Origin of the sequence: Microbacterium mangrovi (assembly GCF_000802305.1) — a bacterium.
GTDB lineage: Bacteria > Actinomycetota > Actinomycetes > Actinomycetales > Microbacteriaceae > Microbacterium > Microbacterium mangrovi.
In genome coordinates this window covers 255,430-281,472 of the sequence record NZ_JTDK01000010.1, presented here as the reverse complement: position 1 = coordinate 281,472, position 26,043 = coordinate 255,430, and the positions used below count along the sequence as shown (strand labels likewise).

29 protein-coding genes and 1 tRNA gene are annotated in these 26,043 nt (G+C 70.7%); 9 read left to right on the top strand and 21 right to left on the bottom strand.

Going from position 1 to position 26,043, the window contains the following annotated elements; translation table 11 throughout:
* Positions 1 to 8: 8 nt before the first annotated feature.
* The 9 genes from LK09_RS12065 to LK09_RS12025 all read right to left on the bottom strand — a co-directional run bounded on the left by LK09_RS12065 (position 9) and on the right by LK09_RS12025 (position 8,529).
* Complete coding sequence (locus tag LK09_RS12065) at positions 9 to 1,109, bottom strand: D-alanine--D-alanine ligase family protein (RefSeq protein ID WP_039399529.1); 1,101 nt, start codon at positions 1,107 to 1,109, stop codon at positions 9 to 11.
* Positions 1,015 to 2,109 (bottom strand): NAD(P)H-dependent glycerol-3-phosphate dehydrogenase, encoded by a 1,095-nt coding sequence (locus LK09_RS12060; protein ID WP_407939167.1) that lies wholly within the window; start codon positions 2,107 to 2,109, stop codon positions 1,015 to 1,017. The genes LK09_RS12065 and LK09_RS12060 overlap by 95 nt, the downstream gene beginning before the upstream one ends.
* Before the next feature lie 22 nt (positions 2,110 to 2,131).
* Positions 2,132 to 2,902, bottom strand: coding sequence for a lysophospholipid acyltransferase family protein (locus LK09_RS12055; protein ID WP_039399525.1), 771 nt, complete (start codon positions 2,900 to 2,902; stop codon positions 2,132 to 2,134).
* On the bottom strand, positions 2,899 to 4,263 hold the full coding sequence (murA, locus tag LK09_RS12050; protein ID WP_039399524.1) for a UDP-N-acetylglucosamine 1-carboxyvinyltransferase: 1,365 nt from the start codon (positions 4,261 to 4,263) through the stop codon (positions 2,899 to 2,901). The genes LK09_RS12055 and murA overlap by 4 nt, the downstream gene beginning before the upstream one ends.
* Before the next feature lie 24 nt (positions 4,264 to 4,287).
* Positions 4,288 to 4,899, bottom strand: a complete 612-nt coding sequence (gene leuD / locus LK09_RS12045; protein ID WP_039399522.1) for a 3-isopropylmalate dehydratase small subunit — start codon at positions 4,897 to 4,899, stop codon at positions 4,288 to 4,290.
* Between the two features lies 1 nt (position 4,900).
* Positions 4,901 to 6,358 (bottom strand): 3-isopropylmalate dehydratase large subunit, encoded by a 1,458-nt coding sequence (gene leuC, locus LK09_RS12040; protein WP_052226705.1) that lies wholly within the window; start codon positions 6,356 to 6,358, stop codon positions 4,901 to 4,903.
* A gap of 150 nt (positions 6,359 to 6,508) precedes the next feature.
* Positions 6,509 to 7,519 (bottom strand): TerC/Alx family metal homeostasis membrane protein, encoded by a 1,011-nt coding sequence (locus LK09_RS12035; protein ID WP_039399520.1) that lies wholly within the window; start codon positions 7,517 to 7,519, stop codon positions 6,509 to 6,511.
* 127 nt (positions 7,520 to 7,646) lie between these two features.
* Complete coding sequence (locus tag LK09_RS20770; protein WP_052226704.1) at positions 7,647 to 8,345, bottom strand: phosphatase PAP2 family protein; 699 nt, start codon at positions 8,343 to 8,345, stop codon at positions 7,647 to 7,649.
* 108 nt (positions 8,346 to 8,453) lie between these two features.
* A tRNA-Glu gene (locus tag LK09_RS12025) sits at positions 8,454 to 8,529 on the bottom strand.
* Between the two features lie 101 nt (positions 8,530 to 8,630).
* Between LK09_RS12025 and LK09_RS12020 the strand changes: the two genes are divergently transcribed.
* The 4 genes from LK09_RS12020 to LK09_RS12005 all read left to right on the top strand — a co-directional run bounded on the left by LK09_RS12020 (position 8,631) and on the right by LK09_RS12005 (position 13,099).
* Positions 8,631 to 9,278, top strand: coding sequence for an MBL fold metallo-hydrolase (locus LK09_RS12020; protein ID WP_039399518.1), 648 nt, complete (start codon positions 8,631 to 8,633; stop codon positions 9,276 to 9,278).
* 10 nt (positions 9,279 to 9,288) lie between these two features.
* On the top strand, positions 9,289 to 10,209 hold the full coding sequence (locus LK09_RS12015) for a phosphotransferase (protein WP_039399517.1): 921 nt from the start codon (positions 9,289 to 9,291) through the stop codon (positions 10,207 to 10,209).
* A gap of 45 nt (positions 10,210 to 10,254) precedes the next feature.
* The gene (locus LK09_RS22135) at positions 10,255 to 12,309 is read left to right on the top strand and encodes an ArnT family glycosyltransferase (RefSeq protein ID WP_039399516.1); all 2,055 of its coding nucleotides are present in this window, start codon (positions 10,255 to 10,257) and stop codon (positions 12,307 to 12,309) included.
* Positions 12,310 to 12,418: 109 nt separating this feature from the next.
* Positions 12,419 to 13,099 carry an NUDIX hydrolase gene (locus tag LK09_RS12005; protein WP_156138759.1) on the top strand — a complete coding sequence of 227 codons (681 nt, stop codon included), beginning with the start codon at positions 12,419 to 12,421 and terminating at the stop codon, positions 13,097 to 13,099.
* Between the two features lie 4 nt (positions 13,100 to 13,103).
* Here the strand turns inward: LK09_RS12005 and LK09_RS12000 are convergent, their stop codons facing one another.
* Both LK09_RS12000 and LK09_RS11995 read right to left on the bottom strand, forming a co-directional pair.
* A complete protein-coding gene (locus LK09_RS12000; RefSeq protein WP_039399515.1) occupies positions 13,104 to 14,486 on the bottom strand; it encodes an MFS transporter in 1,383 nt (460 codons plus the stop codon).
* Positions 14,487 to 14,496: 10 nt separating this feature from the next.
* Entirely contained in the window at positions 14,497 to 15,393 is an 897-nt protein-coding gene (locus LK09_RS11995; RefSeq protein ID WP_039399514.1) for an EamA family transporter, read from the bottom strand.
* A gap of 134 nt (positions 15,394 to 15,527) precedes the next feature.
* On the opposite strand from LK09_RS11995, the gene LK09_RS11990 reads away from it, so the two are divergent.
* On the top strand, positions 15,528 to 16,001 hold the full coding sequence (locus LK09_RS11990) for a carboxymuconolactone decarboxylase family protein (protein ID WP_039399782.1): 474 nt from the start codon (positions 15,528 to 15,530) through the stop codon (positions 15,999 to 16,001).
* Between the two features lie 4 nt (positions 16,002 to 16,005).
* Here LK09_RS11990 and LK09_RS11985 read toward each other — a convergent pair whose 3' ends face one another.
* Positions 16,006 to 16,797 (bottom strand): SGNH/GDSL hydrolase family protein, encoded by a 792-nt coding sequence (locus LK09_RS11985; RefSeq protein WP_039399512.1) that lies wholly within the window; start codon positions 16,795 to 16,797, stop codon positions 16,006 to 16,008.
* 69 nt (positions 16,798 to 16,866) lie between these two features.
* On the opposite strand from LK09_RS11985, the gene LK09_RS21490 reads away from it, so the two are divergent.
* Positions 16,867 to 17,226, top strand: a complete 360-nt coding sequence (locus LK09_RS21490) for a nuclear transport factor 2 family protein (RefSeq protein WP_039399510.1) — start codon at positions 16,867 to 16,869, stop codon at positions 17,224 to 17,226.
* Positions 17,227 to 17,309: 83 nt separating this feature from the next.
* Positions 17,310 to 17,660 (top strand): hypothetical protein, encoded by a 351-nt coding sequence (locus LK09_RS11975; protein ID WP_039399507.1) that lies wholly within the window; start codon positions 17,310 to 17,312, stop codon positions 17,658 to 17,660.
* On the opposite strand, the gene LK09_RS11970 is transcribed toward LK09_RS11975, so the two are convergent.
* Positions 17,623 to 18,525, bottom strand: a complete 903-nt coding sequence (locus LK09_RS11970; RefSeq protein WP_039399505.1) for a hypothetical protein — start codon at positions 18,523 to 18,525, stop codon at positions 17,623 to 17,625. The genes LK09_RS11975 and LK09_RS11970 overlap by 38 nt on opposite strands.
* Before the next feature lie 12 nt (positions 18,526 to 18,537).
* Positions 18,538 to 19,191 (bottom strand): hypothetical protein, encoded by a 654-nt coding sequence (locus tag LK09_RS11965; protein WP_156138756.1) that lies wholly within the window; start codon positions 19,189 to 19,191, stop codon positions 18,538 to 18,540.
* Positions 19,192 to 19,404: 213 nt separating this feature from the next.
* On the opposite strand from LK09_RS11965, the gene LK09_RS11960 reads away from it, so the two are divergent.
* Complete coding sequence (locus LK09_RS11960; protein WP_039399503.1) at positions 19,405 to 20,040, top strand: hypothetical protein; 636 nt, start codon at positions 19,405 to 19,407, stop codon at positions 20,038 to 20,040.
* Between the two features lie 9 nt (positions 20,041 to 20,049).
* Here LK09_RS11960 and LK09_RS11955 read toward each other — a convergent pair whose 3' ends face one another.
* From LK09_RS11955 to LK09_RS11940, 4 genes are all read right to left on the bottom strand, one after another.
* Positions 20,050 to 20,541: a hypothetical protein gene (locus LK09_RS11955; protein WP_039399502.1), complete on the bottom strand. Its 492-nt coding sequence runs from the start codon at positions 20,539 to 20,541 to the stop codon at positions 20,050 to 20,052.
* An 11-nt stretch (positions 20,542 to 20,552) separates the two neighbouring features.
* Positions 20,553 to 20,966, bottom strand: a complete 414-nt coding sequence (locus LK09_RS11950) for a DUF4383 domain-containing protein (protein ID WP_039399500.1) — start codon at positions 20,964 to 20,966, stop codon at positions 20,553 to 20,555.
* A gap of 134 nt (positions 20,967 to 21,100) precedes the next feature.
* On the bottom strand, positions 21,101 to 21,478 hold the full coding sequence (locus LK09_RS11945; protein ID WP_039399498.1) for a hypothetical protein: 378 nt from the start codon (positions 21,476 to 21,478) through the stop codon (positions 21,101 to 21,103).
* 75 nt (positions 21,479 to 21,553) lie between these two features.
* Positions 21,554 to 22,417, bottom strand: a complete 864-nt coding sequence (locus LK09_RS11940; RefSeq protein WP_039399496.1) for a sigma-70 family RNA polymerase sigma factor — start codon at positions 22,415 to 22,417, stop codon at positions 21,554 to 21,556.
* Between the two features lie 166 nt (positions 22,418 to 22,583).
* Between LK09_RS11940 and LK09_RS11935 the strand changes: the two genes are divergently transcribed.
* Positions 22,584 to 22,940 carry a nitroreductase family deazaflavin-dependent oxidoreductase gene (locus LK09_RS11935; protein WP_052226702.1) on the top strand — a complete coding sequence of 119 codons (357 nt, stop codon included), beginning with the start codon at positions 22,584 to 22,586 and terminating at the stop codon, positions 22,938 to 22,940.
* Between the two features lie 27 nt (positions 22,941 to 22,967).
* Here LK09_RS11935 and LK09_RS11930 read toward each other — a convergent pair whose 3' ends face one another.
* The 3 genes from LK09_RS11930 to LK09_RS11920 are packed head-to-tail and all read right to left on the bottom strand — an operon-like array spanning position 22,968 to position 26,041.
* Entirely contained in the window at positions 22,968 to 23,987 is a 1,020-nt protein-coding gene (locus LK09_RS11930; protein ID WP_039399494.1) for a fumarylacetoacetate hydrolase family protein, read from the bottom strand.
* Position 23,988: 1 nt separating this feature from the next.
* A complete protein-coding gene (locus LK09_RS11925; protein WP_039399492.1) occupies positions 23,989 to 25,173 on the bottom strand; it encodes an alpha/beta hydrolase family protein in 1,185 nt (394 codons plus the stop codon).
* Between the two features lie 43 nt (positions 25,174 to 25,216).
* On the bottom strand, positions 25,217 to 26,041 hold the full coding sequence (locus LK09_RS11920; RefSeq protein ID WP_052226701.1) for an SDR family NAD(P)-dependent oxidoreductase: 825 nt from the start codon (positions 26,039 to 26,041) through the stop codon (positions 25,217 to 25,219).
* Positions 26,042 to 26,043 lie beyond the last annotated feature (2 nt).

Sequence of the window (26,043 nt, the reverse complement as noted above, 5' to 3'; positions counted from 1 at the left end):
CGGACGCGTCAGGCTCGGCTGAGAACGGGAACGCCGGCGCGGCTGAGGGCCGTGTCGATGAGGTCGGAGATCAGGTCGGAATAGGTCATCCCCGATGCGATCCAGCACTTGGGGAACATCGAGATCGGCGTGAAGCCGGGCATCGTGTTGAGCTCGTTGACCACCGGGCCCGACTCGGTCACGAAGAAGTCCACCCGTGCGAGACCCTGGCCGTCCACGGCCTCGAACGCCTGCAGCGCCGCCCGCTGCACCGCCTGGATCTCGGCGTCGGTGAGCGCCGCCGGGCAGACGACCTCGACTCCGTCGCCGCCCAGGTACTTGCCTTCGAAGTCGTAGAACTCGCGCGTCGTGAGCACGATCTCGCCCGGGAGCGAGACGCGCGCCTCGGCACCGGGCGTCTCCAGCACACCGACTTCGACCTCCCGGCCGGCGATGCCCTCCTCGATGAGCACCTTGTCGTCCTCCGCGAAGGCCACCTGCAGTGCGGCATCCAACTCGGACAGGTCGTGCACCTTCGAGACGCCCACGCTCGAGCCGGCGCGAGCGGGCTTCACGAACCACGGCAGCGGCAGGCGCGACGCCCGGGCCGCGGCCTCCTCGGTGCTGATGCCTCGCCGCACGGTGACCCAGTCGGACACCGCGACACCGGCCGCCTGCAGAGCCACCTTCATGAAGTGCTTGTCCATGCAGACCGCAGAGTCGAGCACGCCGCCGCCGGCGTACGGCACCTCCAGGGTGTCGAAGAAGCCCTGGATCGTGCCGTCCTCGCCGTGCGCGCCGTGCAGGATGGGCAGCACCACATCGAGCGGCCCGATCGTGCGCACCGTGCCGTCGACCTCGCGGACGCGGAGGTCACGCACGCCGGATGCCTCCGGCCAGATGACGCGCGTGCCGTTGTCGACGACCTCGGGCATGTGCGCCGGGTCGAGCGCGAACTTCGCCGGGTCGTCCTCCTCGAGGACGAACGCGCCCTCGCGGGTGAGGCCGACCGGGACGACGCGGAACCGCTCGCGGTCAATCGCGCGGAGCACGCCTCCCGCTGTTGCGGAGCTGATCGAGTGTTCGCTGGAGCGACCTCCAAAGAGCACCGCCACCACCGGCTTGTCCATTCTGCGTCCTCTCCCCCTGCGGGGTGTCGTCGTCCGTCGTCAGATGCGGGGCGATGTCCCGCGGGTTCATCGTGCCGTCGAGCACCATCTTGACCTGCTCGACGATCGGCATGTGCACACCCGCCGCGCGGGCCAGCTGCAGGATGGGGGCGACCGAGGCCAGCCCCTCCGCCGTCTGCTCCATGCGCTTGACCACGTCCTGGAAGCTGTACCCCTGACCGAGCAGGCGCCCGGCGGTGTTGTTGCGGCTGAGTGGCGACTGGCACGTCGCGATCAGGTCGCCCAGCCCCGCCAGTCCCTGCAGCGTCTCGGGGTGTGCGCCCTGCGCGACGGCGAAGTCGGTCATCTCCACGAGGCCGCGCGTGACGATGGATGCCTTCGTGTTCTCGCCGTACCCGACGCCGTCCACGATTCCGATGGCCACCGCGATCAGGTTCTTCAGGACCCCGCCGAACTCGGTTCCGATGACATCGGTGTTCACGAACGTGCGGAAGTACGTGTTGCGCGCCCGGCGGGCGACGGCATCCGCGGTCTCCTGGCTCACCGACGAGATGACCGCGGCGGTCGGCTGCTCGCGCGCGATCTCCAGCGCGAGGTTCGGTCCGGATGCGACGGCGACTCGTCCCGGGTCGCAGCGCAGCTCCTGCTCGATGACCTGACTCATCCGCAGGCCGGTGCGCCGCTCCACGCCCTTCATGAGGGAGACGATCGGGGCATCCGACGAGGCGATGAGCGGCCGCAGGGGCTTGAGGCTCGTCCGCACCTGCTGGCTGGGGATCGAGAGGTAGATCTGCTCCGCGCCGTCGAGCGCCTCTTTGAGGCTCGAGGTCGCGGTCATGGTGCGCGGCAGGTTGATGCCCGGCAGATACTTGCTGTTGCGCTTGGCCTCGTTGATCTCGTGCGCGAGTTCGGGCCGACGGGCCCACATCACCACGTCCGCGCCTCCGTCGGCGAGGATCTTGCCGAAGGTGGTGCCCCAGCTGCCTGCGCCGAGAACCACGACCCGCGGCAGGGGTTCATGCCTAGGAGTCAAGCCGGCCCGTCTCTTTCTGGCCGTGCGCGGCAGGATCCCAGCGCTCCTTGGGAGCGGGGATGCCGCGGATGCCCGACAGCAGTTCGGCGATGGCGTCCATGACGAGGGTCGTGGCCTCGGCCAGGGCTGCCGGGGTCTTCGGCGCGGACCGGTACGCGGACAGGTCGACCGCGTCGCCGATCACCACGGTCATGCGCTTGCGCAGCGGCCACAGGCTCAGCTTGCCGTAGCGCGGCAGGAGCTCCTGCGCGCCCCACTGCGCCATCGGGATCAGCGGGATGTCGCCGATCATCGCGAGCCGCACGGCACCGCTCTTGCCGCGCATCGGCCAGAGGTCGGGGTCGCGCGTGAGCGTGCCCTCGGGGTACACGATGACGCCGCGGCCGTGCTGCACCAGCTCGCGTGACGTGGCGATCGTCTGCCGAGCGGCGGCGGCGGTCGTCGCCCGCGCCACCGGAACCATGCCCGTGGCGCGCAGCGCCCAGCCGAGCACCGGCACCTTGAACAGGCTCTCCTTCGCCATGAAGCGCGGCGCGCGCCCGGCCCGCCACACCGCGAGGGCGACGATCAGGGGATCGATTTCGCTGTGATGGTTGGGAGCCAGGACGTACGCCCCCTCGCGCGGAAGCTTCTCGGCGCCGATCACCCGGACGCGCGTGAAGATGCCGATGATCGGCACCACCACCGCGGCCAGCACCCAGAAGACGCTCGGACGGGTCTTCTCCTCCGAGGCGCGCAGCGAGCGGGACACCGGCGTCACCCGAGGACGTCGAAGTCGGCGCCGAGGGCTGCGAGCTTGTCGAACAGCTTCTCGTAACCGCGGCTGATGATGCCCACGTTGCGCACGATCGACTCCCCCTCGGCGGTGAGCGCCGCGATGACATGGCTGTAGCCGCCGCGGAGGTCGGGCACGGTGATGTCGGCGCCGTGCAGCGGGGTCGGGCCGTTGATGACCGCCGCCTGCTCGAGGTTGCGACGCGGCACCCGCCGGGGACCCTCCTGGAGTCCGTGCGGGTGCACCACGATGTCCGCGCCCATCTGCACGAGCGCCTGCGTGAACCCGAACCGGTTCTCGTAGACCGTCTCATGCACGATGGACTCGCCGGTGGCCTGGGTGAGCGCCACGATGAGCGGCTGCTGCCAGTCGGTCATGAACCCGGGGTGCACGTCGGTCTCGACGATGACGGGCTTGAGCTCGCCGCCGCGGCGGAAGAGGATGCCGTCCTCGTGGATCTCGAAGTCGCCGCCGACCTTGCGCACCACGTTCAGGAACGTGAGCATCTCCTGCTGCTTCGCGCCGCCGACGAAGATCTCGCCGTCGGTCGCGAGCGCCGCGCACGCCCAGCTGGCCGCCTCGTTGCGATCGAAGATCGCGCGGTGGTCGTAGCCGCGGAGCCGGTCGACGCCCTCGATGAGGATGACGCGGTTGGGCTCGTAGGAGATGATCGCGCCCATCTTCTGCAGCACCGCGATCAGGTCCATGATCTCGGGCTCGATGGCGGCGTTGCGCAGCTCCGTCACACCGGCCGCCCGCACCGCGGTCAGCAGCACCTGCTCGGTGGCGCCGACGCTCGGGTACGGAAGATGGATGTTGGCGCCGTGCAGGCCGTTCGGTGCGGAGAGGCGGATGCCGCTGGGCAGCTTCTCGACCACCGCGCCGAACTTGCGGAGGGCATCGAGGTGGAAGTCGATCGGGCGGTCGCCGATGCGGCATCCGCCGAGGTCGGGGATGAACGCCTGACCCAGGCGGTGCAGCAGCGGTCCGCAGAACAGGATCGGGATGCGGGAGGCACCGGCGTGCGCGTCGATCTCCTCGAAGTGCGCCGACTCGACCTCCGCCGGGTCGAGCACGAATGCGCCGGGCTCATCGGCATCCGTGACGTGCACGCCGTGCACCTCGAGGAGCGACCGCACGACGGCGACGTCGCTGATGTCGGGCACGTCGCGCAGGATGCTCGGGCTCTCGCCGAGGATCGCGGCCACCATCGCCTTGGTGACGAGGTTCTTCGCCCCCTTCACCTCGACGCGTCCGCGCAGCGGCCGGCCGCCGCGGATGGCGAGGGTCTCGCCCGACCCTCCCTTGCGACCGTCTGCGGAAACGATGTCGTTCAGGAGTGTCATGCAGTCTGCCTCACTATGTCGGATTCAGGAAGCGGTCACGGGCGGAACCGGCAGGGTACGCGGCCGCCAGTTTTCACGGCGTGCTTCGAACTCCGCGATCTTGTCTTCGTTGCGGAGCGTCAGGCCGATGTCGTCGAGCCCTTCGAGCAGCCGCCACCTAGTGTAATCGTCGATCTCGAATGGAACCCGGATGTCGCCGACAGCGGCTTCGCGCGCCTCGAGGTCGATGGTCGCCTCCACGCCCGGGTTCGCCTCGATCGCGGTCCAGAGTCGCTCGACGTCGGCGTCGGACACGACACCGGTCACGAGACCCTGTTTGCCCGCGTTCCCGCGGAAGATGTCCGCGAACTTGGGGCTCAGCACCGCCTTGAAGCCGTAGTCGCGCAGAGCCCACACGGCGTGTTCGCGGCTCGAGCCGGTGCCGAAGTCGGGACCGGCGATCAGCACCGAGCCGCGCGCGTACGGCTGCTGGTTGAGGATGAAGTCCGGGTCCTGGCGCCAATTGGCGAACAGGGCGTCCTCGAAACCGGTCTTGGTGACCCGCTTCAGGTAGACCGCCGGGATGATCTGGTCGGTGTCGACGGCCGAGCGGCGCAGCGGAACGGCGACACCGGTGTGCGTGGTGAACTTCTCCATGTCAGGCCTCCAGGTCGCTCGGGCTGGACAGGGTGCCGCGCACCGCGGTCGCGGCGGCGACCAGCGGCGACACCAGGTGGGTGCGGCCGCCCTTGCCCTGGCGGCCCTCGAAGTTGCGGTTCGAGGTGGACGCGCAGCGCTCGCCCGGGGCGAGCTGGTCGGGGTTCATGCCGAGGCACATGGAGCATCCGGCGAAGCGCCACTCCGCCCCGAAGTCGGTGAAGACCTTGTCGAGGCCTTCGGCCTCGGCCTCCAGGCGCACCCGGGCCGATCCCGGCACGACCATGACGCGCACGCCGTCGGCCTTCGTGCGGCCCTGGATGATCGAGGCGAACGCACGCAGGTCCTCGATGCGGCTGTTGGTGCACGAGCCCATGAAGACGGCATCCACGGGGATGTCCTTCATCGGGGTGCCCGGCGTGAGGTCCATGTACTCGAGCGCGCGCTCGGCGGCGGCCCGGTCGTTGGCGTCGGCGAAGTCGTCCGGTGCGGGGACCGACTGGGAGAGCGAGACGCCCTGGCCGGGGTTGGTGCCCCACGTGACGAACGGCTCGAGCTCGGCGGCGTCGAGGAAGATCTCGGCGTCGTACACGGCGCCTTCGTCGCTGGGCAGCGTGCGCCAGTACGCGACCGCGTCGTCCCAGTCCTGGCCCTGCGGGGCGTGCGGACGCCCCTTGAGGTACTCGAACGTGGTGTCGTCGGGGGCGACCATGCCCGCCCGGGCGCCGGCCTCGATCGACATGTTGCACATGGTCATGCGCCCCTCCATCGAGAGGGAGCGGATGGCGCTGCCGCGGTACTCGAGGACGTAGCCCTGCCCGCCGTTGGTGCCGATCTTGGCGATGACGGCCAGGATGATGTCTTTCGCGGTCACGCCGGGGCGCAGTTCGCCGTCGACCGTGATCGCCATCGTCTTGAACGGCTTCAGGGGCAGCGTCTGGGTGGCCAGCACGTGCTCGACCTCGCTGGTGCCGATGCCGAACGCCATGGCCCCGAAGGCGCCGTGGGTCGACGTGTGGCTGTCGCCGCAGACCACGGTGATGCCCGGCATCGTGAGACCCAGCTGCGGCCCCACCACGTGGACGATGCCCTGCTCCTTGTCGCCGAGCGAGTGCAGGCGCACACCGAATTCCGCGGCGTTGCGACGAAGCGTCTCGATCTGCGTCCGGCTCGTGAGGTCGGCGATGGGCTTGGTGATCTCGAGCGTCGGGGTGTTGTGGTCCTCGGTCGCGATGGTGAGGTCGAGGCGGCGCACCGGGCGGTTCTCGGCGCGCAGGCCGTCGAACGCCTGGGGGCTGGTCACCTCGTGCACCAGGTGCAGATCGATGTAGATGAGGTCGGGCTGGCCGTCTTCGCCCTTGACGACCACGTGGTCGTCCCAGACCTTCTCGGCGAGCGTGCGGGGGCGGTCGGGGATGACCGTTCCCTCGGACTCGGTCGCAGCGTGCGCAGTGCTCATGGGTGTGTCGTTCTCCTCAGGAAGGGCAGTGGCCCCAGATGTGGGTGGGCCCGCGAGAGACTCCGCGACGGGGAAGGGCTCAGAGCGAGGCCCCGTCGCGGCCGCTAAGAAGGAGGCGAGCGATCCGCATTCCGTCAGAATACCAGGCGTTCAGGGAGCGACCTCCTTCTGCGTCTCATCCCGCTTCTCCTTGCGCGCCGCGAGGACGCTCGCCACTGCGGCGACGACCATCGAGAGGACGATGACGCCCAGGGACATCGCCGTCGAGATCTCCGGTGCGCCCTCGACCGGCTCGCCGCCGTTGATGAACGGCAGTTCGTTGACGTGCAGGGCGTGCAGGAACAGCTTCACCCCGATGAACGCGAGGATGAACGCGATGCCGTAGTGGAGGTACCGGAGGCGATCGAGGAGTCCGCCCAGCAGGAAGTACAGCTGCCGCAGCCCCATCAGGGCGAACAGGTTCGCGGTGAACACGATGAAGGCGCTGTGCGTGATGCCGAAGATCGCCGGGATCGAGTCGATGGCGAAGATCAGGTCGGTGAATCCGATCGCGACGAACACCAGGATCATGGGCGTCCAGATCTTCTTGCCCTTGACCGTCGTGCGCAGCTTCGCGCCGTCGTACTCGTCGCTGATGTCGATGAAGCGCCGCAGGAACCGCACGATCCCGGTCTCGGTCTTCGCGTCGTCCTCCTCCTTGCCGGGGAAGGCCTGGCGCCAGGCCGTGTAGACCAGGAACAGCCCGAAGATGTAGAAGATCCAGCTGAAGTTCTCGATGAGGGCGGCGCCGAGCATGATGAAGATGCCGCGCAGCACGAGCGCGATGATGATGCCCACCATCAGCACCTCCTGCTGGTAGCGGCGGGGCACCGCGAACTGGGTCATCAGCAGCACGAAGACGAACAGGTTGTCGATCGAGAGGCTGTACTCGGTGAGCCATCCGGCGATGAACTGCGTGGCGGCATCCGTGCTCTGCGTCGCCGCATACAGGAGCCCCGCGAAGATCAGTGCGAGGGCGACATAGAACACGACCCAGAGCGTCGATTCCTTCATCGACGGGATGTGCGGGCGCTTGAGGATCAGCAGCAGGTCGCCGAGGAGGATCGCGACCAGCACGATCATCGAGGTGATCTCGAACCAGACGGGGATGACGAAATCCATGGGGTCCTTTCGCAGGGTCGACCGTGGGTCCGTCAGTCTCTCCCCCGCCTCGGCGGTGCGTGCCCGGAGCGAATGCTCGTGATGACGGACGCGCGTTTACGGGATACTCCCTGCGTGTGCGACCAGCCTACCGGAGCGGCACCGCCGCGGCGCGCGAACCGATGAACGGGGCGCGACGGAACACGCCTGACGCGGCGAGCAGCAGGGCGCACGCCAGAGACAGAGCCGGGACCGCGATCATCGACGCGATCGTGTCGGACGGATAGTGCACGCCGAGATACACCCGCGAGTAGCCGACCAGAAGCACCAGCACGGCGCCGATCACAGCGGTCGTGCGCCGCGCACGCCGGACCGCGATCGACAGCACCACCGCGCAGACGAGGGCGGCGGCGAACGCCGTGTGGCCGCTGGGATAGCTCAGGGACCTCGGACTGGGGATGAGCAGGTGGGTCATCAGCGACGGGTCCGGGCGCATGCGCCCGACGAAGCGCTTCATCAGGGCGGCGACCGCCCACGGCAGCATCAGGAGGAGTGCCGCGCGGGTGGCGGACCACGCCGAGCGCGTCAGGGTGAAGACCGCGACCACCAGCGCGACGCCGACGAACACCCCGCCGGGGCCGAAGAGCCAGTTGATCGTCAGGGCCACGGCATCCATCGCCGGGAAGTGCGCCGCGTTGACGGCGCGCACGACGTCCACCTCGATCGCAGACCACGAGGGATGCCCCACGATGAAGAGCCCGAACCCCGCGACGGCGGCCGCGATCAGCAGACACGCGACGAACACCCCGGTGGGAAAGCGACGCGCGGCGTCCGTCGGCTGTGACATCCACTCATCATCGCGCGCGTCGGTCACCCGCGTGGACGGCGCGCGGGACGTCCCCGCCGACGAAACACGAAGAGCCCACCCGCATGGGTGAGCTCTTCGTGTTTGTGTTGGTGACCCCAGCGGGATTCGAACCCGCGTTACCGCCGTGAGAGGGCGGCGTACTAGGCCGCTATACGATGGGGCCGCTTGCGCAACCATTCGAGTATGGCATGCCGCACGCGGCATGGACAAATCGAGGCCCCTCAGCGCTTGCCCCCGGGCGTGTCGAGCGGGTTGACTCGACCCATGCGAGTGACCAAGTACGACCACGCCCTGCTGGTGATCGACGAGGCGGACGCCTCCCTCGTCGTGGATCCGGGTTCCTTCACCGCCCAGCTTCCCGACGTGTCCCGTGCCGTCGCGGTGGTCATCACCCACGAGCACCCGGACCACTGGACGCCCGAGCACCTCCGCGCCATCCGCGCTGCCGCCGGCGACATCCCGATCTTCGGGCCGCAGGGCGTCGCCACGGCGGCCGCCGACTTCGACGTGACGGTCGTCGCCCCCGGCGACACGCAGACCGCCGGACCCTTCACCCTCCGGTTCTTCGGCGGGCGTCACGCCGTCATCCACTCCTCGATCCCCGTCGTCGACAACGTCGGCGTGCTCGTGAACGAGACCCTCTACTACCCGGGTGATTCGTACGCCGTGCCGACGCTCGAGAACGGCGGACGCGTCCCCGTGCTCGCCGCACCCGTGGGCGCGCCGTGGCTGAAGATCGGCGAGGCCATGGACTTCGTCCTCGAGGTCGCGCCGGAGCGCGCCTTCAGCGCCCACGAGCAGACGCTGTCACCCGCCGGGCTGACCATGGGACGCGCGCGCCTGGCATGGTGCGTCGAGCAGGGCGGCGGAACGTTCGCCGCGCTCGACCCCGGCGATTCCCTCGACGCCTGACGCGGCGGCCGTGGCCGTCAAGCCCGCCGCCGAGGTGCACATCGACCACACGCTGGTCCGCCGGCTCGTGGAGACGCAGGCCTCCGACCTCATCTCCCCCGGCAGCCGGATCGCCCACGTCGACGAGGGGTGGGACTGCAGCGTCTGGCGGATCGGCGACCGCCATGCCGCCCGGCTCCCCCGGCGGGCCGCGGCCGCCGACCTCACCGTCAACGAGCATCGGTTCCTGCATCCGATCGCCGACCGCCTCCGCGATGCCGGTCTCGGCAGCCCCGTTCCACTCGTCCACGGGAGGCCGGATGCCGGGTACCCGTGGTCGTGGTCGGTCGTGCCCTGGTTCGACGGCACGCCGGGAATCGGCATCCCCCGGGAGACGCGCAGCGGCTGGGCCGAGCGGCTCGCGGCGGGCGTGGCCGCCGTCCATCGGCCGGCCGCACCGGGTTATCCGCGCAACCCGGTGCGCGGCGTCCCTCTGGTCGAGCGCGCGCCGGTCGTCGAGGAGCGGTTCGCTTCGGCGCACGCGTCCGGGCGGAGTTCGCCCGCCACTCTCGACGCCCTGCACCGGGCGTGGCGACGCGGCCTCGCGGCGCCACCCTGGGACGGCGATCCCGTCTGGATCCACGGCGACCTGCATCCCGGGAACATCATCGCGCGGAATGCCGAACTCGTCGCCCTGATCGACTTCGGCGACCTGACCGCCGGCGACCCGGCCTCGGACCTCGCCACCGCCTGGCTGACCTTCGACGAGGACGGACGCGCGGCGTTCCGGAGGGCTCTGGACGGGCGCTACGACGCGGCGACCTGGACCCGCGCCCGCGCGTGGGCCGCCGCGCTGAGCGTGCTGCTGCAGCAGTCCGACGACGATCCGCTGTACGCGCGACTCGCCGCGGATGCCGCCGCGGAGATCGAAGGGGACATAGCCGGCACATAGCGTCATCCGATGCCCCGCATCGATCGCCGTCCTTGACTCGGAGTCATGACAGCGCTCGCCACTCCTCCACCCGCGCCGGCCGCGACCCCCGTCGCCGATCCGTCGTCCGCCGCCCGTCTCCGGCGCTGGACCGGCTGGAACACGGGGCTCGTCGTCCTCGGCATCCTCACGACCGCACTGACCACGTGGGGCATCTGGTCCGGCTCGCAGTCGGACTACTACGCCTCGATCGCCCTGTCGATGAGCAAGAGCTGGTCGAACTTCTTCTTCGGCGCCTTCGATCCCGCCGGCACCGTCACGCTCGACAAGATCCCCGGATCGTTCTGGGTGCCGGCACTGTTCGTCAAGCTCTTCGGCTTCTCGACCTTCACGATCATCGTGCCCAACGCGGTGGCCGCCGTGGTCTCGGCGCTCCTGGTGGCCTTCGCCGCGAAGCGCCTCGCCGGGCCCACTGCGGGTCTGATCGCCGGCGCGATCGTCGCGACGACCCCCATCCTCATCGCGGTCTCGCGTTCGAACCAGCCCGAGACCTTCTTCGTGCTCGGCCTCGCGCTCACGGCGTGGGCCGCCGTCAGGGCCTTCACCGGGATGCGCTTCGGCTGGCTGATGATCACCGGCCTGTTCATCGCCCTGTCGTTCCAGATGTACATGATCGAGGCCTGGGCGGTCTGGCCCGCGCTGGCGGCCGCCTGGCTGTGCACGAAGCAGCCGTGGGCGCGCAAGATCTGGCAGACCGTCGTAGCCGGCATCACGAGTGCGGTCGTCTCCGTGGCGTGGATCGTGATCGTCGCGCTGATCCCGGCATCCTCCCGGCCGTACATCGGCAGCACGATCCACAACAACCCGTGGGAGATGGTGTTCGGATACAACGCGCTCGGGCGCTTCGGATCGAGCACGAGCGACCAGGCGGCGTACAACTCGTTCACTCCCCCGTTCTCGGGCGACCCCGGCGTGCTGCGGCTGTTCAACTCCGAGCTGGCCGGGCAGGTGGCCTGGCTCATCCCCGCGGCACTGCTCGGTGTCGTCGTGCTGGCGGTGCTGCGGTGGCGCCCGCCGATGACCGTGTTCGTGGGCGCCTGGCTCGTCACCTTCCTCGGCATGTTCTCGGCGGTGGCCGGGATGCACCAGTTCTACACGGCTGCACTCGCCGTGCCGATGGCCCTCGCGGTCGGCGTCGCATTCGGCATCGCCCGCACCCGCGGCATGCGTTGGCCGCAGATCGCCCTGGTTGCGACGGCCGCGGCGACCGCTCTGATCGTCGGCGTCATCTCCGGCGGGTACACGATCGTCGTCGCGCTCGTGCAGTGCGTGATCGCCGCCGGCGGCATCGTCCTGATTGTGCGCGGATCGCGGGTCCGTGCGATCCAGACCCTGACGGCGGTCCTCGCCGCAACCGGGATGCTGCTCACCCCGGCGGTGTGGTCGGCTACGACGATCGCGAACCCGAGTTCGATCAACCCGGTCGCCGGCGGCGTGTCGGACATGGGCGGCGGCCGGGGCGGTCAGGGCGGACCCGGCGGCCAAGGCGGACCTGGTGGTCAAGGCGGATCGTTCGGCCAGGGCGGCCAGGGAGGCCCGGGCGCCACCGGCGGCGGGTCCGCACCCCAAGGCATGCCCGGGGGCGGCCCCGGCAGCACCGCGGGCGGCAACGGCGGCGGGTCCGCACCCCAGGGCCTGCCCGGCACCGGCACCGCCGCGGGCGGTCCGGGCGGCGGCCGCACGGGCGGCCTCGGCACCAGCCTCGACTCGACGACCCTCGCCTACCTGAAGCAGCACCAGGGAAGCGCGAAGTACCTCGTCGCGGTGTTCGGCGCGCAGACGGCCGCGGGGATCATCCTGCAGACGGACGGCGGCTCCGTCCTGCCGATCGGCGGGTTCAGCGGCAGCGATCCGGTCCCGACGCTCGCCGGGTTCCAGAAGCTCGTGGCAGACGGCGACGTCCGATATGTGCTCGCCTCGGGCACCGGCGGCGGCATGGGCGGCAGCAGCTCCCAGGGCACCTCCGCGCAGATCCGGGCCTGGGTGACGAAGAACTGCACCGCCGTGACGGACGCCGGGGTCTCCGGGCTGTACGAGTGCACCCCCGCCGACGCGTCCTGAGGCTCATCCGCGTGCGGCGGCCGCGCCCGGCGAGGCCGGCCGCCGCACCCGGCACCCCCGGGACGACCCGCCGGCACGCGATGCCCCGTATCCTTCAGACGGAGGCCCCGTGACATCGACCACCTCGCCCGTGAGCGCATCCGAGGACGCGCGGCAGACCTTGCAGCGCACCGTGGATGCCGGCATCCCCTGGCGTTTCGCGCGCCTCCTCCCGCCGCCGCGGCAACCCCGCGAGGCAGCGGTCCTGATCTTGTTCGGCGCCGTCGCCGGCGCCGGCGAGGCCACGCCCCTCGGTCCGGACGAACTCGACGTGGTGCTCCAGCTGCGCGCCGCGACGCTCGGGTCCCACCCCGGTCAGGTGTCCTTTCCCGGCGGCGGGCGCGAGCCCGGGGACGCCGACGCGGTGGCCACGGCCCTGCGCGAGGCCGTGGAGGAGACCGGTCTCGACCCGAGCGGCGTCGAGGTGCTCGGGTCGCTCGCCGAGCGCACGCTTCCGGCGAGCGACCACGTGGTCACCCCCGTCGTCGGCTGGTGGCGGGTGCCCTCCGCGGTGACCGCGGTGGATGCCGCCGAGACGGCCGCCGTCGCCCGCGTGCCGCTGGCTCAGCTGCTCGATCCCGGCAACCGGTTCACGTCGGTCTTCCGGCGCGGCGACCGGGCGTTCCGCGGACCCGCGTTCGACGTGCACGGCACGATCGTGTGGGGGTTCACCGCCATGCTGCTCGACGACATCCTCGAGTCGACCGGCTGGGCGCGGCCCTGGGACCGCGCCCGCGAGCGCGACATCTGACCCGTCAGGACGCCGTGCGCCGCTGCGGGCGGACGGTGACGAGGATGCCGAGATGGACGACGGCGAGCGCCGTCGCGACCCCGACGACGATCAGCCAGTTGCCGGGCGTCTGACCGGTGCTGAACAGCAGGCCGAGGATCGTCGTGGCCACGATCGCGCCGAGGTATCGGGACGTCTGGTAGATGCCCGCGGCGACGCCGGCGTCCTCCGGCCGCGCCGCCGCGTAGAGGGCCTGGTTCATGGCGATGCTGACCACGCAGTACGGGATGCCGAGCGCTGCCGTGACCACCAGCACCAGCCACGGCGCCGTATCGACCGCGGCGAGGGCGAGCAGGGCGGCGCCCACGACGAGCGTGATCGCCCCGGTCACCAGCGTCGGCCGCAGACCGAACCGCTCGATGGCACGCGCGGCGAGCGGCGTCACGACGATCGTGACGGCGGCGAGCGGGAACATGAGCAGCCCCGCCGCGCTCGCCGGATAGCCGGCACCCTCCTGCAGGTACTGCGGCAGACCGAAGAACGCCGAGTAGTACACCACGCTGAAGATCGCGAAGCACAGGTAGACGAGCATCAGGGTGCGGTTGCCGGCCAGCATCCTCAGATCGAGGAAGGGGTGCGCAGCGCGCAGCTCCCGCCACACGAACAGCCCCGCCGCCGCGGCGAAGGCCGGCAGCAGCCACCACATCGCCTCCCGCGGCAGCTCCAGGAGGAAGACGAGCAGCGAGGTCAGCATCGCGATGAACAGCAGGATGCCGGGGATGTCGCTCTCGGTGAGCGTCCGGCGAAGGGGGGTCGGCTCGCGGTCCGGATCCGGTGGAGCCAGCAGCAGCACGCCGACGAAGGTAACGGCAGCCAGTGGGACGTTGATCCAGAAGATCGCCTGCCACCCGAGCAGCGTGACCAGGATGCCGCCGACGACCGGGCCGATCGCCGCGCCCGACGTGTTGGCGATCTGGATCCGCCCGAGGAGGCGCGCCGATCCCGCGCCGGATGTCGCCGCGATCGAGCGCAGCATCGAGATCGCGGAGGGGAACGCGGTCGCGGTGCCGATCGCCAGCAGGACGCGCCCGGCGCAGACACCCGCGAGCGTGTCGGTGAACGGCGTGAGCACGCACGCCACGACCACCACGATCATCCCGAAGAGGAAGAGCCGACGCGGCCCGAACCGGTCGCCGAGCCGGCCCATGAGCGGCTGCCCGGCGGCCGAGGCGAGGTAGAACGACGTCACGACCCAGGTGACCGTGGTCACGTCGACGCCGAGGTCGTGCTGCAGGGGCACGAGAGCCACCGCGATCATGGACGAGTTGAGCGGGTTCAGCAGCGTGCCCAGGCTCAGTGCGGCGACCGGCCAGCCACTGCGACGTCGGGTGGCGGTTTGGTCGGGCACCCGCCTCACCCTACTCGTGGGGGACGTCGAGTCCTGCCGTGACGCCGTTCGAGGACGGACGCCGGATGCCGCCGCGCTGTGCTCCGGCGCCGGCGGCGACCACCAGCACGACGCCGATCACCTGGATCCACGTGGGCACCTGCTGCAGCAGCACCAGCCCCAAGAGCACCCCGATCGCCGGCTCGAGCGCCATCAAGGTGCCGAAGGCCGTGTGCGTCATGCGCCGGAGGGCCAGCATCTCGAGACCGAACGGCACCACCGGCGACATCAGCGCCAGCCCCGCGGCCAGCAGCAGCGTGGGAAGGCCGAGGTTGCCGGCGACCTGCGGAACCCCGACGAAGGCGACCACGACCGCGGCGATCGGGAACGTGATCGACAGACCGGTGATCCCGGAGAAGCGGTCCCCCACTCGCTGGGTGAGGATGATGTACACACCCCACCCGGTGCCGGCGACGACGGCGAACAGGATGCCCCACGGGTCGACGCCACCCTGCCAGGGCTGGGTGAGCAGCAGCACGCCGGCGAGCGCCAGCACGGGCCACACCAGCATCCGCCTGTTCCTGCTGCGCACGGCGGCGACCGTCAGCGGGCCGAGGAACTCGATCGCGACGGCGGTGCCGAGCGGGATCCGCTCCATCGCCGCGAGGAGGCCCGCCACCATGGCACCGGTCGCGATCCCGAGGCCGAGGAGTGCCGGAACGTCGGCGCGGCGGATGAGCCGCAGCGGCGGGCGGGCGATCAGCACGAACACGATCGCCCCGAGGGCGAGGCGCAGCCACGCCGTCCCGGCGGGTCCGACGCTCGCGATGAGCCCGGTGGAGAGCGCGTTGCACAGCTGGATGAGGAACATCGAGGCGACGCCCATGGTCCACGGCGGGATGCCCGCGAGCGTGGAGCGCTCGACCATGGCGGCATCCTTTCGTGACCTCATCCCGGCGGGATGCGTGCTCGGCTCGAGCGCTTCATCGTATCGTGGCGGCCGTCTGCGCGACCGCCGCCCGGTACGATGCTCTGACACGTCCGAACGCCGTGAGGAGCGTCATGCGCCCGTACCTCGACAAGTCCGCTCCCGAGATCTGGAAGGCGGCGCAGGCGTATTCGGCCACCGTCGCCGCCGGAGCCGAAGACCTGGGGCTCACGAAGGTCGAGGCGGAGTACATCAAGGTGCGCGCCTCGCAGCTGAACGGCTGCGCCTTCTGCCTCGACCTGCACTGCCGGGAGGCGCGCGCCGCGGGCATCGCGCAGCAGAAGCTCGACATGCTGGCCGCCTGGCGGGAGTCGGACCTCTACACCGACCGCGAGCGCGCCGTGCTCGCGATCGCGGAGGCGGCGACCATGCTTCCGCTCACCGAAGACGCCCGCGCCGACCTGTGGGGGGCGCGACACCTGCTCGGCGACGATGTGTTCGCCGCGGCCGAGTGGGTGTCGGTGACCATCAACGCGTTCAACAGGATCTCGATCCTCAGCGAGCACGCCGTCCGACCGCGCGGCACGGACGGCCGGCTGCTCCGCTGACCCCTCAGCCGATCGCGCGTGCGAGCTCGGCCGCGACGGCCGCCATCCCCGCCGCGTTCGGATGGAAGGACGCGATCGTGCGCGCCGGATTCGAGACGAACGGGTTCACCCAGGGCTCCGCGGAACCCAGAGCGTGTGCTCTGCTGATGCCGGATGCGCGAACGAGCTCCACGCCGGCCAGTTCCGCCGCCGTCGCGAAGACGGCCTCGAGCGCGGTCTGGATGCGCCCGAACAGCTCGATCTCGGCCGTCTCGAACGGCACGCCGGGTGCCGGGCGCGTCTCCGCCCCGATGATCGCGAGGTAGTCCACCAGCACGACGCGGGCGGCGGGCGCGCGGCGTCTGACGCGCTGCACGATCTCGAGCAGACCGGACACGGCGCGGCGGACGGCGGCATCCGAGGGCTCCGGGGCCGCGTGCGCGAAGTCCGGGTCGGCGGTCTGCAGGAAGATTCCGCCGGGATCCGTGCGGTCCCAGGCCGTGAACAGCATCCCGCCGAGGTAGCCGAGGTCGTTGCCGCCGGCCGTGACCGTGACGAGGTCGGCATCCGAGCGCAGCCCCTGCAGCTGCGGTGGATAGACCCGTCCGAACGGCGTCCGATGCGGGGTGTCGAGGATCGTCGCCGTGGTGGCACCCGAGACGGTGAGGTCGGTGAGGTCGAGACCGAGGGCCTCGGCGACCACATGCGGGTAGTTGCGGCCCGAGCGGCCGGCGATCGGATCGACCAGCGGCAGGATGCCGGGGCCTGCGGCGAACGAGCTGCCGAGCGCCGTGTAGCGCTTCGTCCGGCCGACCATGCTCCGATCCTGGCACGATCGGCATCCGGCACGCGTGTGGATGTCGGGACCCCGTGCTACAGAAGAGCCATGTCACAGACACAGCGATGGTTGGACGGATACCTCCGCGCCTGGCGCTCGAACGACCCCGCCGACGTGCGCGCGATCTTCACCGACGATGCCGAATACCGGTTCCGTCCCGACGATCCCGCGCCCGCGCGCGGCATCGACGCGATCCTCGCGATGTGGGGGCGCGACGAGGGCACCGAGCCGAAGATCGATCTGAGCGTGCTGATCGAAGACGAGCACCTCGGCATCGTGAAGGGGTCGGTCGACTACGGCGATGAAGGGTCCTACTCGAACCTCTGGGAGATCCGCTTCGCCCCCGACGGCCGTGCCCGGCAATTCGTGGAGTGGTACATGACGCCGCCGAAGCCGGATGCCGGCTGACCGAAGGCACCGTACCGCTAGCACGGAGCCGGCGTGAGTCAACCCCCTTCGTCCCGGGCCGATGCCGTCCGTACGGTCCGAGCATGGCTATCGAACTGAACCAGGCCGCCCTCCGGCACGCACGTTCGCTCGTGCGCGACGGAAAGGTGGTCCGCGACGAACGGGACGACTGGTCCGAGGCCGCCCCCAGCGCCGATGACGAGAATCGCTTCATCGACCGCGAGGGGTGGACGCAGTTCGCCCATTGGCACCTCGGCATCGACCGCGACGAGAACGGTGAGACGAAGCAGGCGTACTCCTTCCCGTACGGAGACTTCCGGCGCGTCCACCGCTCCGGGGTGATCTCCGGCGAGAGCCGGGCCGGCCAGTACGACCACACCGAGATCCGCGACGCGCTCAGATCGCTCCTGGAACTGATCGACGACGAGGGCTGAGCGCCAGGACGGCGGCGATCACCACCGCCGCCACCTCGGCGATGAAGTCGAGGCCGCCCCTCAGATCCACCGGCTCCCCGGCTCCGATTCGCCATCCGCCCTCGTCGGCATGACCCGATTCGAACGGCAGACCGATCACCACGGCGTAGGCGTAGAGGACGATCAACGCCACATTCACCACGACGATCGCGAAGGTCACGAGAGACTCGGCCCGGCCGGATGCACCGACCGCCAGGCCGGCGAAGGTCACCTGTGCGACCCCCGCGGCGAGGAACCCGAGACCGAGCACCGGCGAGACCCCGAGATGCTCGGGCGTGAGGACCAGGTGGATGACCCCGGCCGCCAGCAGCAGCACGGCCAGGGCCACGCGGAGCGCTCCCCCGGTGCCGAGGCGGCCGCGCGCCGCCGGCGCGAGGACCGCTCCGGCCAGCAACGCGGCACCGGCGACGCCGAACACGACCGGTCCCGGACCGATCGTGGGTTCGATCAGGGCGCCCGCCGGCCCGGGGCTCCGGACGAATTCGGAGATCCGCCAGGCGCTGTAAAGGCTGTCCGCGACGACCGCGCCGGCGCCGACGACCGCGATCGGCCGCAGGATGCGTCCGCCGCCGTGTCGGGACAGAACGAAGACCAGCGCGACGACGACCAGCACGACGAACGCGAGGAATCCCCCGTCGAGCGCGAAGCCGCCCACCGCGGTGAGGCCGCGGTACACCGACACCCACGGGAGGAACCCGCCCGCGAGCATGAGAGCGACAGCCGCGATGCACAGGAGGAGCGCGACCCGCCCCCGCGACGGGGCGCCGCGCGACGGCACGGATGCCGCTGTCGGTGCGATGTCGCGGGGGATGACGTGGATGGACATGGTCGACCCTTTTCAGCGGTGAGAACCGACGACGTTGAAGAACAGGTACATGTTCGTCGGGATCGGCCCGAGCACTCCGCTGGACGGATCGGCGATGAGACTGTTCATCACGGCCTCGGACTTGCCTGCGGCGAGCTTCGCCCAGGCGCTCTCGTTCGTGACGGCGACGATCTTCACGTCCCACCAGCCGCCGGCGGCGCCGTCCAGGATGTGGCTGTGGGCGGGCAGCGCGACGTCTCCGACCGCTCCCGGCGCGGCGCCGAGGGCACCCGCGATCCGTGAGAGGTCGATGTTCAGCGGGTGGTTCGGGCACGAGGCGACCGCGCACATCGGTGCCGGAACCGGATTGCTGAACAGGGGCACCAGAACGTAGAGCGTCGAGCGGTCCGCGTTCGCGACCGGTCCCCGCGTGGCATCCGTGCCGACCTCGCACCCGCTCGGGGCGTTGGAGGCGACGGCCGTGTCGCAGAAGAAGTTCTGCGCGTACTGCACGGTCACGGTCTTCCCGTCGGTCCAGGCCGGCGTCTGCGCCGACGAGACGGGGTGCACGGTGGAGCCGCTGGCGAACGCGGCGCCGGCGATGGAGAGGGAGGCGACGAGCACCCCGGTGAAGAGCGAGGCGATGACGCCGATCCGGCGCGTGCGCCGAACTTCTGACACTTGCATGGACAATCCCCTTTCGGGATCCACGGCCTCCGGTGGTGTGACGATCCTCGGGCCGGCGTCGTGCGGCCGCGGACGCGGCACCGGCATCGATGCCAACTCTTCGGAGCGGATGTCGTATCGGATGGCAGGCCGTGAGGTACGGCGCCGAGGCCCGGCGGGGATGATCCGACCGCCGGTAGGCCGGCCGGCCGACGGCCCGCATACGATGCGGGCATGCCACTTTCGCAGACCCGACTCGATGAGTTGTGGAACTTCGATGACCCGGCCGCATCCGCGGAGCGCTTCGCCGTCGCTGCGGCCGACGCCACTGAGCCCGAGCGTTCCGAGCTCGAGACGCAGCGCGCCCGCGCCCTGGGGCTGCAGAAGCGTTCCGACGACGCGGATGCCGTGCTCGACGCGATCAGCGACCGCTCTGCTGTGGTGCGGACGCGCGTCGCGCTGGAGCGCGGACGCCTCCGCAATTCGGCGGACGAACCGCACGCTGCGGTGCCGCTGTTCCGGGAGGCGGCCGCGCTCGCCGCATCCGCGGGCCTGGTCTTCCTGGAGGTGGACGCGCTGCACATGCTGGCGATCGCCGACCCGGCACACGCGGCGAGCTGGACCGACCAGGCGCTGTCGGTACTCGATGGGACCGACGAGCCGCGCACGCTGCGCTGGCGGGTGGCGCTGTTCAACAACCGCGGCTGGGCCGAGCTCGACGACGGCCGGCCCCGCGAAGCGCTCGTCGCGTTCGAGAAGGCGAAGGATGCCGCGGTGCGCTGGGGCACGCCGCAGCAGGTGCAGTGGGCGGATGAGGCGCTCGACGAGGCCCGACGCGCGGATGGAGCCGCAGCACGGGGCTCTGCCTGACCTCGCGACTCAGTGCCCCGCGTGCGGGTCGACCGAGGCCATGTCGAGGTGGCCGTGGCCACCGCCGACGGTCGTCGACAGCGCCGGGGTGATCAGCGCCGCCACGAGGACCGCGCCCACGACCATTCCCACCGGCTGCCCCCAGGATCGAGGACGGGACCTCCTGACCTCCTTCGCCGTCCAGGTCAGGACCGCCGCCGGGACGAGCAGCAGAACGACCGCGGCGACGGCGATCGGCGATCCCCCGGCGGGGATCGCCGACGCAGCGAGCGTCAGCCCGGTCACCGCGCCCACGAGGGCCGTGCGCGGGGCGACCGGGCGACCGCGGACGAGTGCGGCGATCCCCCACGCCAGCTCGCCCGCACCCTGCAGGAGCAGGGCTGCCGCGGCGAGCATCCCGAGTGCGGCGGCCGCTCGGCCGGCCTCCGCCGCGAGCGCGATGTGCAGCAGGCCGGCGCCCCAGGCGAACAGCGCCGGCCAGCTGCGCGATGACGTGCGCATCGCGCTCCCGATCAGCTGAGCGCGACGCGCGGGTCGCGCTCCCGCTCGGCACCGAGGCCGACCGCCAGCAGCAGGATCGCGCTGGCGAGGTGCAGGAAGTGGTCGAACGTGTTCAGGGCCAGGACGTTGACCGCCGTGCCGACGAGAAAGAACCCGGCGATCCCGAGCAGCAGGTATGCGGCTCCGATGACGGTGTTGGTGATCTTCGCCGCCTTCACCGAGACGAGTCCGAAGATCAGCAGCGCCGCGCCGATGAGGAGGTGCGCGACGTTGTGGAACGGGTTCACCATGAACAGGCCGAGCAGCATGCCGCCCTTGGTCGCGAGGAAGGTCACTCCGCCGGTCACGGTGAATCCGAGCAGACCGACCAGAAGATAGACGGCGCCGAAGATGACGGCGACGAGACGGTTGGGGGACGTGCGCATTGCTCTCTCCTTCTTCCTGGCGGCAGGCGCCGCTCAGGAAGGATTCGGAGCGGCGGCAGGATCGGATGGTTCCCGGGCGCGCGCGTCCGACGCGGGAGGATGTCAAACGGACGTCGAGGACGTCGCCGGGCCCCTCAGCGGAAGAGCTTGACGGCGCTCCGCGCCGCGGCGGTGCCGGCGATGGCTGCGGCGACACTCATGACGATCGGTGTGACCGCGAGCACGAGCGCGATCGCATTGGGTCTGAAGACCGCGCCGTCGGCGCCCGGGACATACGCGCCGATCGGCAGCGCGAGTCCTCCTCCGCCACCGCCCGCTCCTTCTCCCTTGCCCTGCGGGAACTTCTCGGTCACGGGCAGGTCGCCGGACCCCTCCCCGGCGCCGAACCCGAAGGCGACCACGGCGACCGGCACGATTTCCTGTCCGCCGACCGTCGTCTTGTCTGCATATGCGATGCGGGCGCCCCACGAGGGAACCGACCCGGCGAGCTTCTCGACCAGTCTCTCCGCCATGATGCGAGGATATCCGCCCGTGCTCGTGAGGACCAGGGGTTTTCCACGCACACCCGCCCGCACCGACACTGCCGGTCAGTTGAGGTGCGCGAGTTTGCGGGGGTTTCCGATGCCGTGGATGAAGCTGATCCGATCGTCGGCGAACTCGAGGGCGAGGACGGAGATGATCCGCCCGCGGCGGCGGGCGATGACGCCGGGGCATCCGTTGACCTCGGCCGGTGCGAATTCCAGCCCGAGACCGCCGACGGATGCCAGGAGCTGCCGGGCCACGGCGCCCGCGCCGACAGTGACGCCCAGCGGCGCCTCGGGAATGCTCCCACCGGAGTCGAAATGCCCGCGCACGTCGGACGCGAGCACCGCGACGAGGCCGTCGAGGTCGCCGTCGGAGGCGGCCGCCGCGAAGCGTTCGGTCAGACGGCGTGCGGTTGCCGGGTCGACGGCGAACCGGGCGCTTCCGTGGTCGGCGATGCGTCTGCGGGCGCGGGATGCCGACTGCCGCGCCGCGGTCGGCGAGACTCCGATCACCTCCCCGACGCGATCGAATCCGAGATCGAACACGTCGTGGAGCAGGAAGGCCGTCCGCTCGGCGGGGGTGAGCTGTTCCAGCACGACGAGCAACGCCATCCGGACCGAGTCATCGAGTGTGACTCGGTCTTCCGGCAGCGTCCGCTCATCGGTGACGACGGGCTCCGGCAGCCAGGGACCGACATAGGCCCGCCGGGAGTGCTCGTGCGCGCGCAGCCGGTCGATCGCGAGACGGGAGGCGACAGTGACCAGCCACGCGCGCGGTTCGTCGAGGGGATCGTCGCCGCGGGCCAGCAGCCGAAGATAGGTCTCCTGGGTGACGTCTTCGGCCTCCGCGACCGAGCCGAGGACCCGGTAGGCGACGTCGCGCACCAGCGATCGGTAGGTGGTCCACAGCTGCTCGAATTCCGTCATGTCAACACGACGATCCAGCACGGGCGGATGTGACGCAAGCCCCGTTCGGATCACGACGTCACATCCGGCCCGTCTGAGCCGTCTTACCGGTGTGAACAACGACATGCAGACCTCGAAGACGCCGCCTCCTCGTCGTCCGGGAGGCCCACCGCGCCGCCTCGTGAGGATGACGGCGCCGCTGGCGAAGGCCCTGGCGGGGCGTCGCGGCGTCCCGCTCTGGGCGCTCATCCGCCACCGTGGCCGGCGCAGCGGCACGGCCTACGAGACGCCGATCGCGATCGTGCCGACGCGGGATGCCGCGATCATCCTGATCGGGCTCCCCTGGGGCCGCAACACGAACTGGGCCCGCAACGTCATGGCGGATGCCGGCGCATCACTGCGCCGGAACGGACGCGATGTCGTTCTGACGGAACCGCGCATCATCGACCCCGGCGAGGCAGCCGACCTCGCCAGGGCGCCGTTCGATCGCGTGATCGGGAGGTTCCCCGCCGCGATCGTGCTGAGGCGACAGGCCGATCGCTGATCCCCCGTCGATGCGAGCCGGAGCCTCTCACGCCGTGCCGGCGCGGCGCCGTGCGCGGGGGCGGACCCGGGCGCGCGGCACCTCGGGAGCGGTCACCGCCGGGCCGACCGCGGCGCTCAATTCGCCGATCCCCTCGATCACGAGCCGGACGACATCCCCTTCGGCCAGCGGCCGCGGGGTGAGCGCCCCGTTGCGCCCCCACAGCTCGCCGAGGCATCCGCCGTTGCCGACCGTGCCCGAACCCAGGACGTCTCCCGGCACCACCCGGGAGTTGCGCGACGCGTAGGCGACGAGTTCGGGCAGGGGCCACCCCATGTTCGAGATCAGATCCTCGCCGATGAGGTCATCGTTGATGAACGCCTCGGCGCGGATCGCGAGGAACCCGTCGTCGTCCAGGAACGGAGCCAGCTCGTCGGCGGTGACGATCCAGGGACCGAGGCTCATCCCGAAGTCCTTGCCCTTCGCCGGTCCCAGGCGCACCTTCATCTCGCGCGCCTGCAGGTCGCGCGCCGACCAGTCGTTCATGATCGTGTAGCCGAACACGACGGATGCGGCATCCTCCGCGGTCAGGTTCGACTCGCCCACGCCCGGCGCGGCGCCGACGACGACGGCGACCTCGAGCTCGAAGTCGAGGCGGGCGGTCACTGGCGGCGCGACGGGTTCACCCGGCCCGAGGACGGTGTGCGGGTTCGTGAAGTAGAACGTCGGCGCCTCATACCATTCGGCGGCGACATCGCTCTTGCCCTCCACGCCCGCGCTGACACCTTCGACGTGCTCCTCGAAAGCCACGAAGTCGCGGATGGATGCCGGCACGACAGGGGCGAGCAGGCGCACGTCCGCGAGCGGGATGCCGGGGGTGCTGCCCTTCGACGGGCTCAGGGCGCGGGAGTGCTCGCTCAGGGCGCGGTCATGCAACTCGTGGGCTGCGGCGAGGCCCTGCGCGAGCACGTCGGCGACGGAGAGACCGTCCGGAAACGGCACCACCCGGTCGTCGATGACGAAACCTTCGGCGACGGTGTTCCCGTGGGCCCAGCGTGCGATCCTCACGTCACGCCTCCGCCAGCTCGGCGAAGGTCTCGGCGACCCAGTCGGCGGTGAACTGGCCGACGTAGGGCATGTTGTCGATGCCGATGTGCTCGGCGCCGCCCTCCTCCTGCGTGAAGATGCGCAGCTCGCGCTTGGGCGAGTTCACGGCGGCCTCGTACTGCTTGTGCGCGTATTCGACGGGGATCTGCCGGTCGCCGATGCCATGCGTCACGAGGAACGGCACCGTGATGTTCTCGACGACCCCCTCCAGGCGCATGTTCTTCGTCTTCGCGCGGAAGTCTCCGTCGTCCTCCGCGCCGAAGACCCAGTGGACGTGGTCCCAGTAGTGCGGCACCGGGTTCTCGCCCTCGCGGCGCCGACGCGCCTCCTGCACGGCGGCCCAGTCGTAGTTGGCGCCCCATGCCACCGCCAGCGCGATGCGCTTCTCGAACGCGGCCGCCCGGGGCACGTAGTACCCGCCCAGCGACCAGCCGACGAGGCCGACCCGGGCCGGGTCGACGTCGAGCTCGGCGGCGTGCTCCTCGACCCAGTCGAGGGTGGATGCCGCCCACACCTCGGTGTCGTAGCGGGCGCGCAGGTCGCGCATGCGCAGCGCCTCCCCCGATCCGGGCGGATCCATCATCAGGGTCGAGATGCCGCGCTCGGCGAGCTGCTGCGGAAAACCGGACGTGTACATCATCTCCTTGGTGGAGTCGAGGCCGTTCCACATCACGACGAGCGGGTGCGGCCCCTCCCCCGGTGCGCGGAGGAAATAGCCGGGCAGAGCCGAGCCCGCCGGAGCGTCGTCGCCCGTGTACGGGATGTCGACGACGGTCAGGGGCACCCCGCCCAGTTCCACGTGCGTGAGGAGCAGGTCGATCGACTTCTGGTACGCGGCCTTGCGACCCTCCCATTTGGGCGACTGCAGGCGCTCCGCCTGTGAGGTGTACAGCGCCGCGCGGTAGTACTTCTCCGCAGCGCCGTGCTTCCACCCGCGTGCCACGTCCTCTTCAGCCGACGCCAGGATGCGGTCGGCGACCGCCTGCCAGGACCCGTACAGCAGCTCGGTGCCGACGTCGTCCCCCTGCTCGGAGGCCTGCAGGACCGGCCGCGACGCCTTGTCGACGTCGTCGATGAGGCCCCCGTTGTTGAGGGTCGCGACGACCGACATGCTCCAGACGTAGTTGGTGGGGAAATACATGTACATGGGTTTGCTCCTCGGGGGGATCGTTTCGTCTCGCCGCGCCGGCTCAACGACCGGGGGTGGTGGGGGGACGGACGGCGTCGGACAGGACGGTGGAGACGCCGGAGAGCAGCTGGCCGCCGTCGACGCCGATCTCGGCGCCGGTGACGAAGGAGGCGGCATCCGACAGCAGGAACGCCACCACGGCGGCGACTTCGTCCGGCCGCCCGGCGCGGTGCAGGGGCGCGACGCGGACGTTGGCGTCGCGGAAGGCGGGCGGGGCGCTCGCGGTCATCTCGGTCTCGACGTAGCCGGGATGCACGAGGTTGACGCGGATGCCGCGAGGACCGAGTTCGGTGACGCACGAATGAGTGAGCCCGCGCAGCGCCCACTTGCTCGTCGTGTAGGCGGCCGTATAGTGGCCGCTCACCCCGGCGGCGGAGCCGATGTTCACGATCGACGACCCCGCCCCCATGAGCGGCAGCAGCGCCTGGATGCCGAGCATCGCACCGGTCGCGTTCACCGCGAGCACTCTGTCCCAGTCGGCCCGGTCGATGCCGCCGATCCGCACCCGGTGGGTGACCCCGGCGTTGTTCACCAGACCCTTCACCGGGCGGCCGTCGAGCGTCGCGACCAGCTCGGCCCAGGCATCCTCATCGGTCACATCGAGCCGTCGGTAGTCGACCGTGCCGGCCAAGTCGGTAGCGGCATCCCGCAGCTCGCGCGCCTCGTCGGGCAGGTCGGCGGCGATGACGTGCGCGCCGTTCTCGGCGAGCAGCAGCGCCTCCTGCAGTCCCTGCCCTCCGGCGGCGCCGGTGACGACGAACAGACCGCCGGAAAGCCCCGGCAGCCGGATGCCCGATTCGTCGCGTCCGCTGAACCCGTCTTCCATGT

Excerpts from the sequence above, each read along its gene's own strand:
- LK09_RS12065 (WP_039399529.1), bottom strand. The coding sequence starts at position 1,109 with ATGGACAAGCCGGTGGTGGCGGTGCTCTTTGGAGGTCGCTCCAGCGAA.
- murA (WP_039399524.1), bottom strand. The coding sequence starts at position 4,263 with ATGACACTCCTGAACGACATCGTTTCCGCAGACGGTCGCAAGGGAGGG.
- leuD (WP_039399522.1), bottom strand. The coding sequence starts at position 4,899 with ATGGAGAAGTTCACCACGCACACCGGTGTCGCCGTTCCGCTGCGCCGC.
- leuC (WP_052226705.1), bottom strand. The coding sequence starts at position 6,358 with ATGAGCACTGCGCACGCTGCGACCGAGTCCGAGGGAACGGTCATCCCC.
- LK09_RS12035 (WP_039399520.1), bottom strand. The coding sequence starts at position 7,519 with ATGGATTTCGTCATCCCCGTCTGGTTCGAGATCACCTCGATGATCGTG.
- LK09_RS20770 (WP_052226704.1), bottom strand. The coding sequence starts at position 8,345 with ATGTCACAGCCGACGGACGCCGCGCGTCGCTTTCCCACCGGGGTGTTC.
- LK09_RS12020 (WP_039399518.1), top strand. The coding sequence starts at position 8,631 with ATGCGAGTGACCAAGTACGACCACGCCCTGCTGGTGATCGACGAGGCG.
- LK09_RS22135 (WP_039399516.1), top strand. The coding sequence starts at position 10,255 with ATGACAGCGCTCGCCACTCCTCCACCCGCGCCGGCCGCGACCCCCGTC.
- LK09_RS11995 (WP_039399514.1), bottom strand. The coding sequence starts at position 15,393 with ATGGTCGAGCGCTCCACGCTCGCGGGCATCCCGCCGTGGACCATGGGC.
- LK09_RS11990 (WP_039399782.1), top strand. The coding sequence starts at position 15,528 with ATGCGCCCGTACCTCGACAAGTCCGCTCCCGAGATCTGGAAGGCGGCG.
- LK09_RS11985 (WP_039399512.1), bottom strand. The coding sequence starts at position 16,797 with ATGGTCGGCCGGACGAAGCGCTACACGGCGCTCGGCAGCTCGTTCGCC.
- LK09_RS21490 (WP_039399510.1), top strand. The coding sequence starts at position 16,867 with ATGTCACAGACACAGCGATGGTTGGACGGATACCTCCGCGCCTGGCGC.
- LK09_RS11975 (WP_039399507.1), top strand. The coding sequence starts at position 17,310 with ATGGCTATCGAACTGAACCAGGCCGCCCTCCGGCACGCACGTTCGCTC.
- LK09_RS11970 (WP_039399505.1), bottom strand. The coding sequence starts at position 18,525 with ATGTCCATCCACGTCATCCCCCGCGACATCGCACCGACAGCGGCATCC.
- LK09_RS11965 (WP_156138756.1), bottom strand. The coding sequence starts at position 19,191 with ATGCAAGTGTCAGAAGTTCGGCGCACGCGCCGGATCGGCGTCATCGCC.
- LK09_RS11960 (WP_039399503.1), top strand. The coding sequence starts at position 19,405 with ATGCCACTTTCGCAGACCCGACTCGATGAGTTGTGGAACTTCGATGAC.
- LK09_RS11955 (WP_039399502.1), bottom strand. The coding sequence starts at position 20,541 with ATGCGCACGTCATCGCGCAGCTGGCCGGCGCTGTTCGCCTGGGGCGCC.
- LK09_RS11950 (WP_039399500.1), bottom strand. The coding sequence starts at position 20,966 with ATGCGCACGTCCCCCAACCGTCTCGTCGCCGTCATCTTCGGCGCCGTC.
- LK09_RS11945 (WP_039399498.1), bottom strand. The coding sequence starts at position 21,478 with ATGGCGGAGAGACTGGTCGAGAAGCTCGCCGGGTCGGTTCCCTCGTGG.
- LK09_RS11940 (WP_039399496.1), bottom strand. The coding sequence starts at position 22,417 with ATGACGGAATTCGAGCAGCTGTGGACCACCTACCGATCGCTGGTGCGC.
- LK09_RS11935 (WP_052226702.1), top strand. The coding sequence starts at position 22,584 with ATGACGGCGCCGCTGGCGAAGGCCCTGGCGGGGCGTCGCGGCGTCCCG.
- LK09_RS11925 (WP_039399492.1), bottom strand. The coding sequence starts at position 25,173 with ATGTACATGTATTTCCCCACCAACTACGTCTGGAGCATGTCGGTCGTC.
- LK09_RS11920 (WP_052226701.1), bottom strand. The coding sequence starts at position 26,041 with ATGGAAGACGGGTTCAGCGGACGCGACGAATCGGGCATCCGGCTGCCG.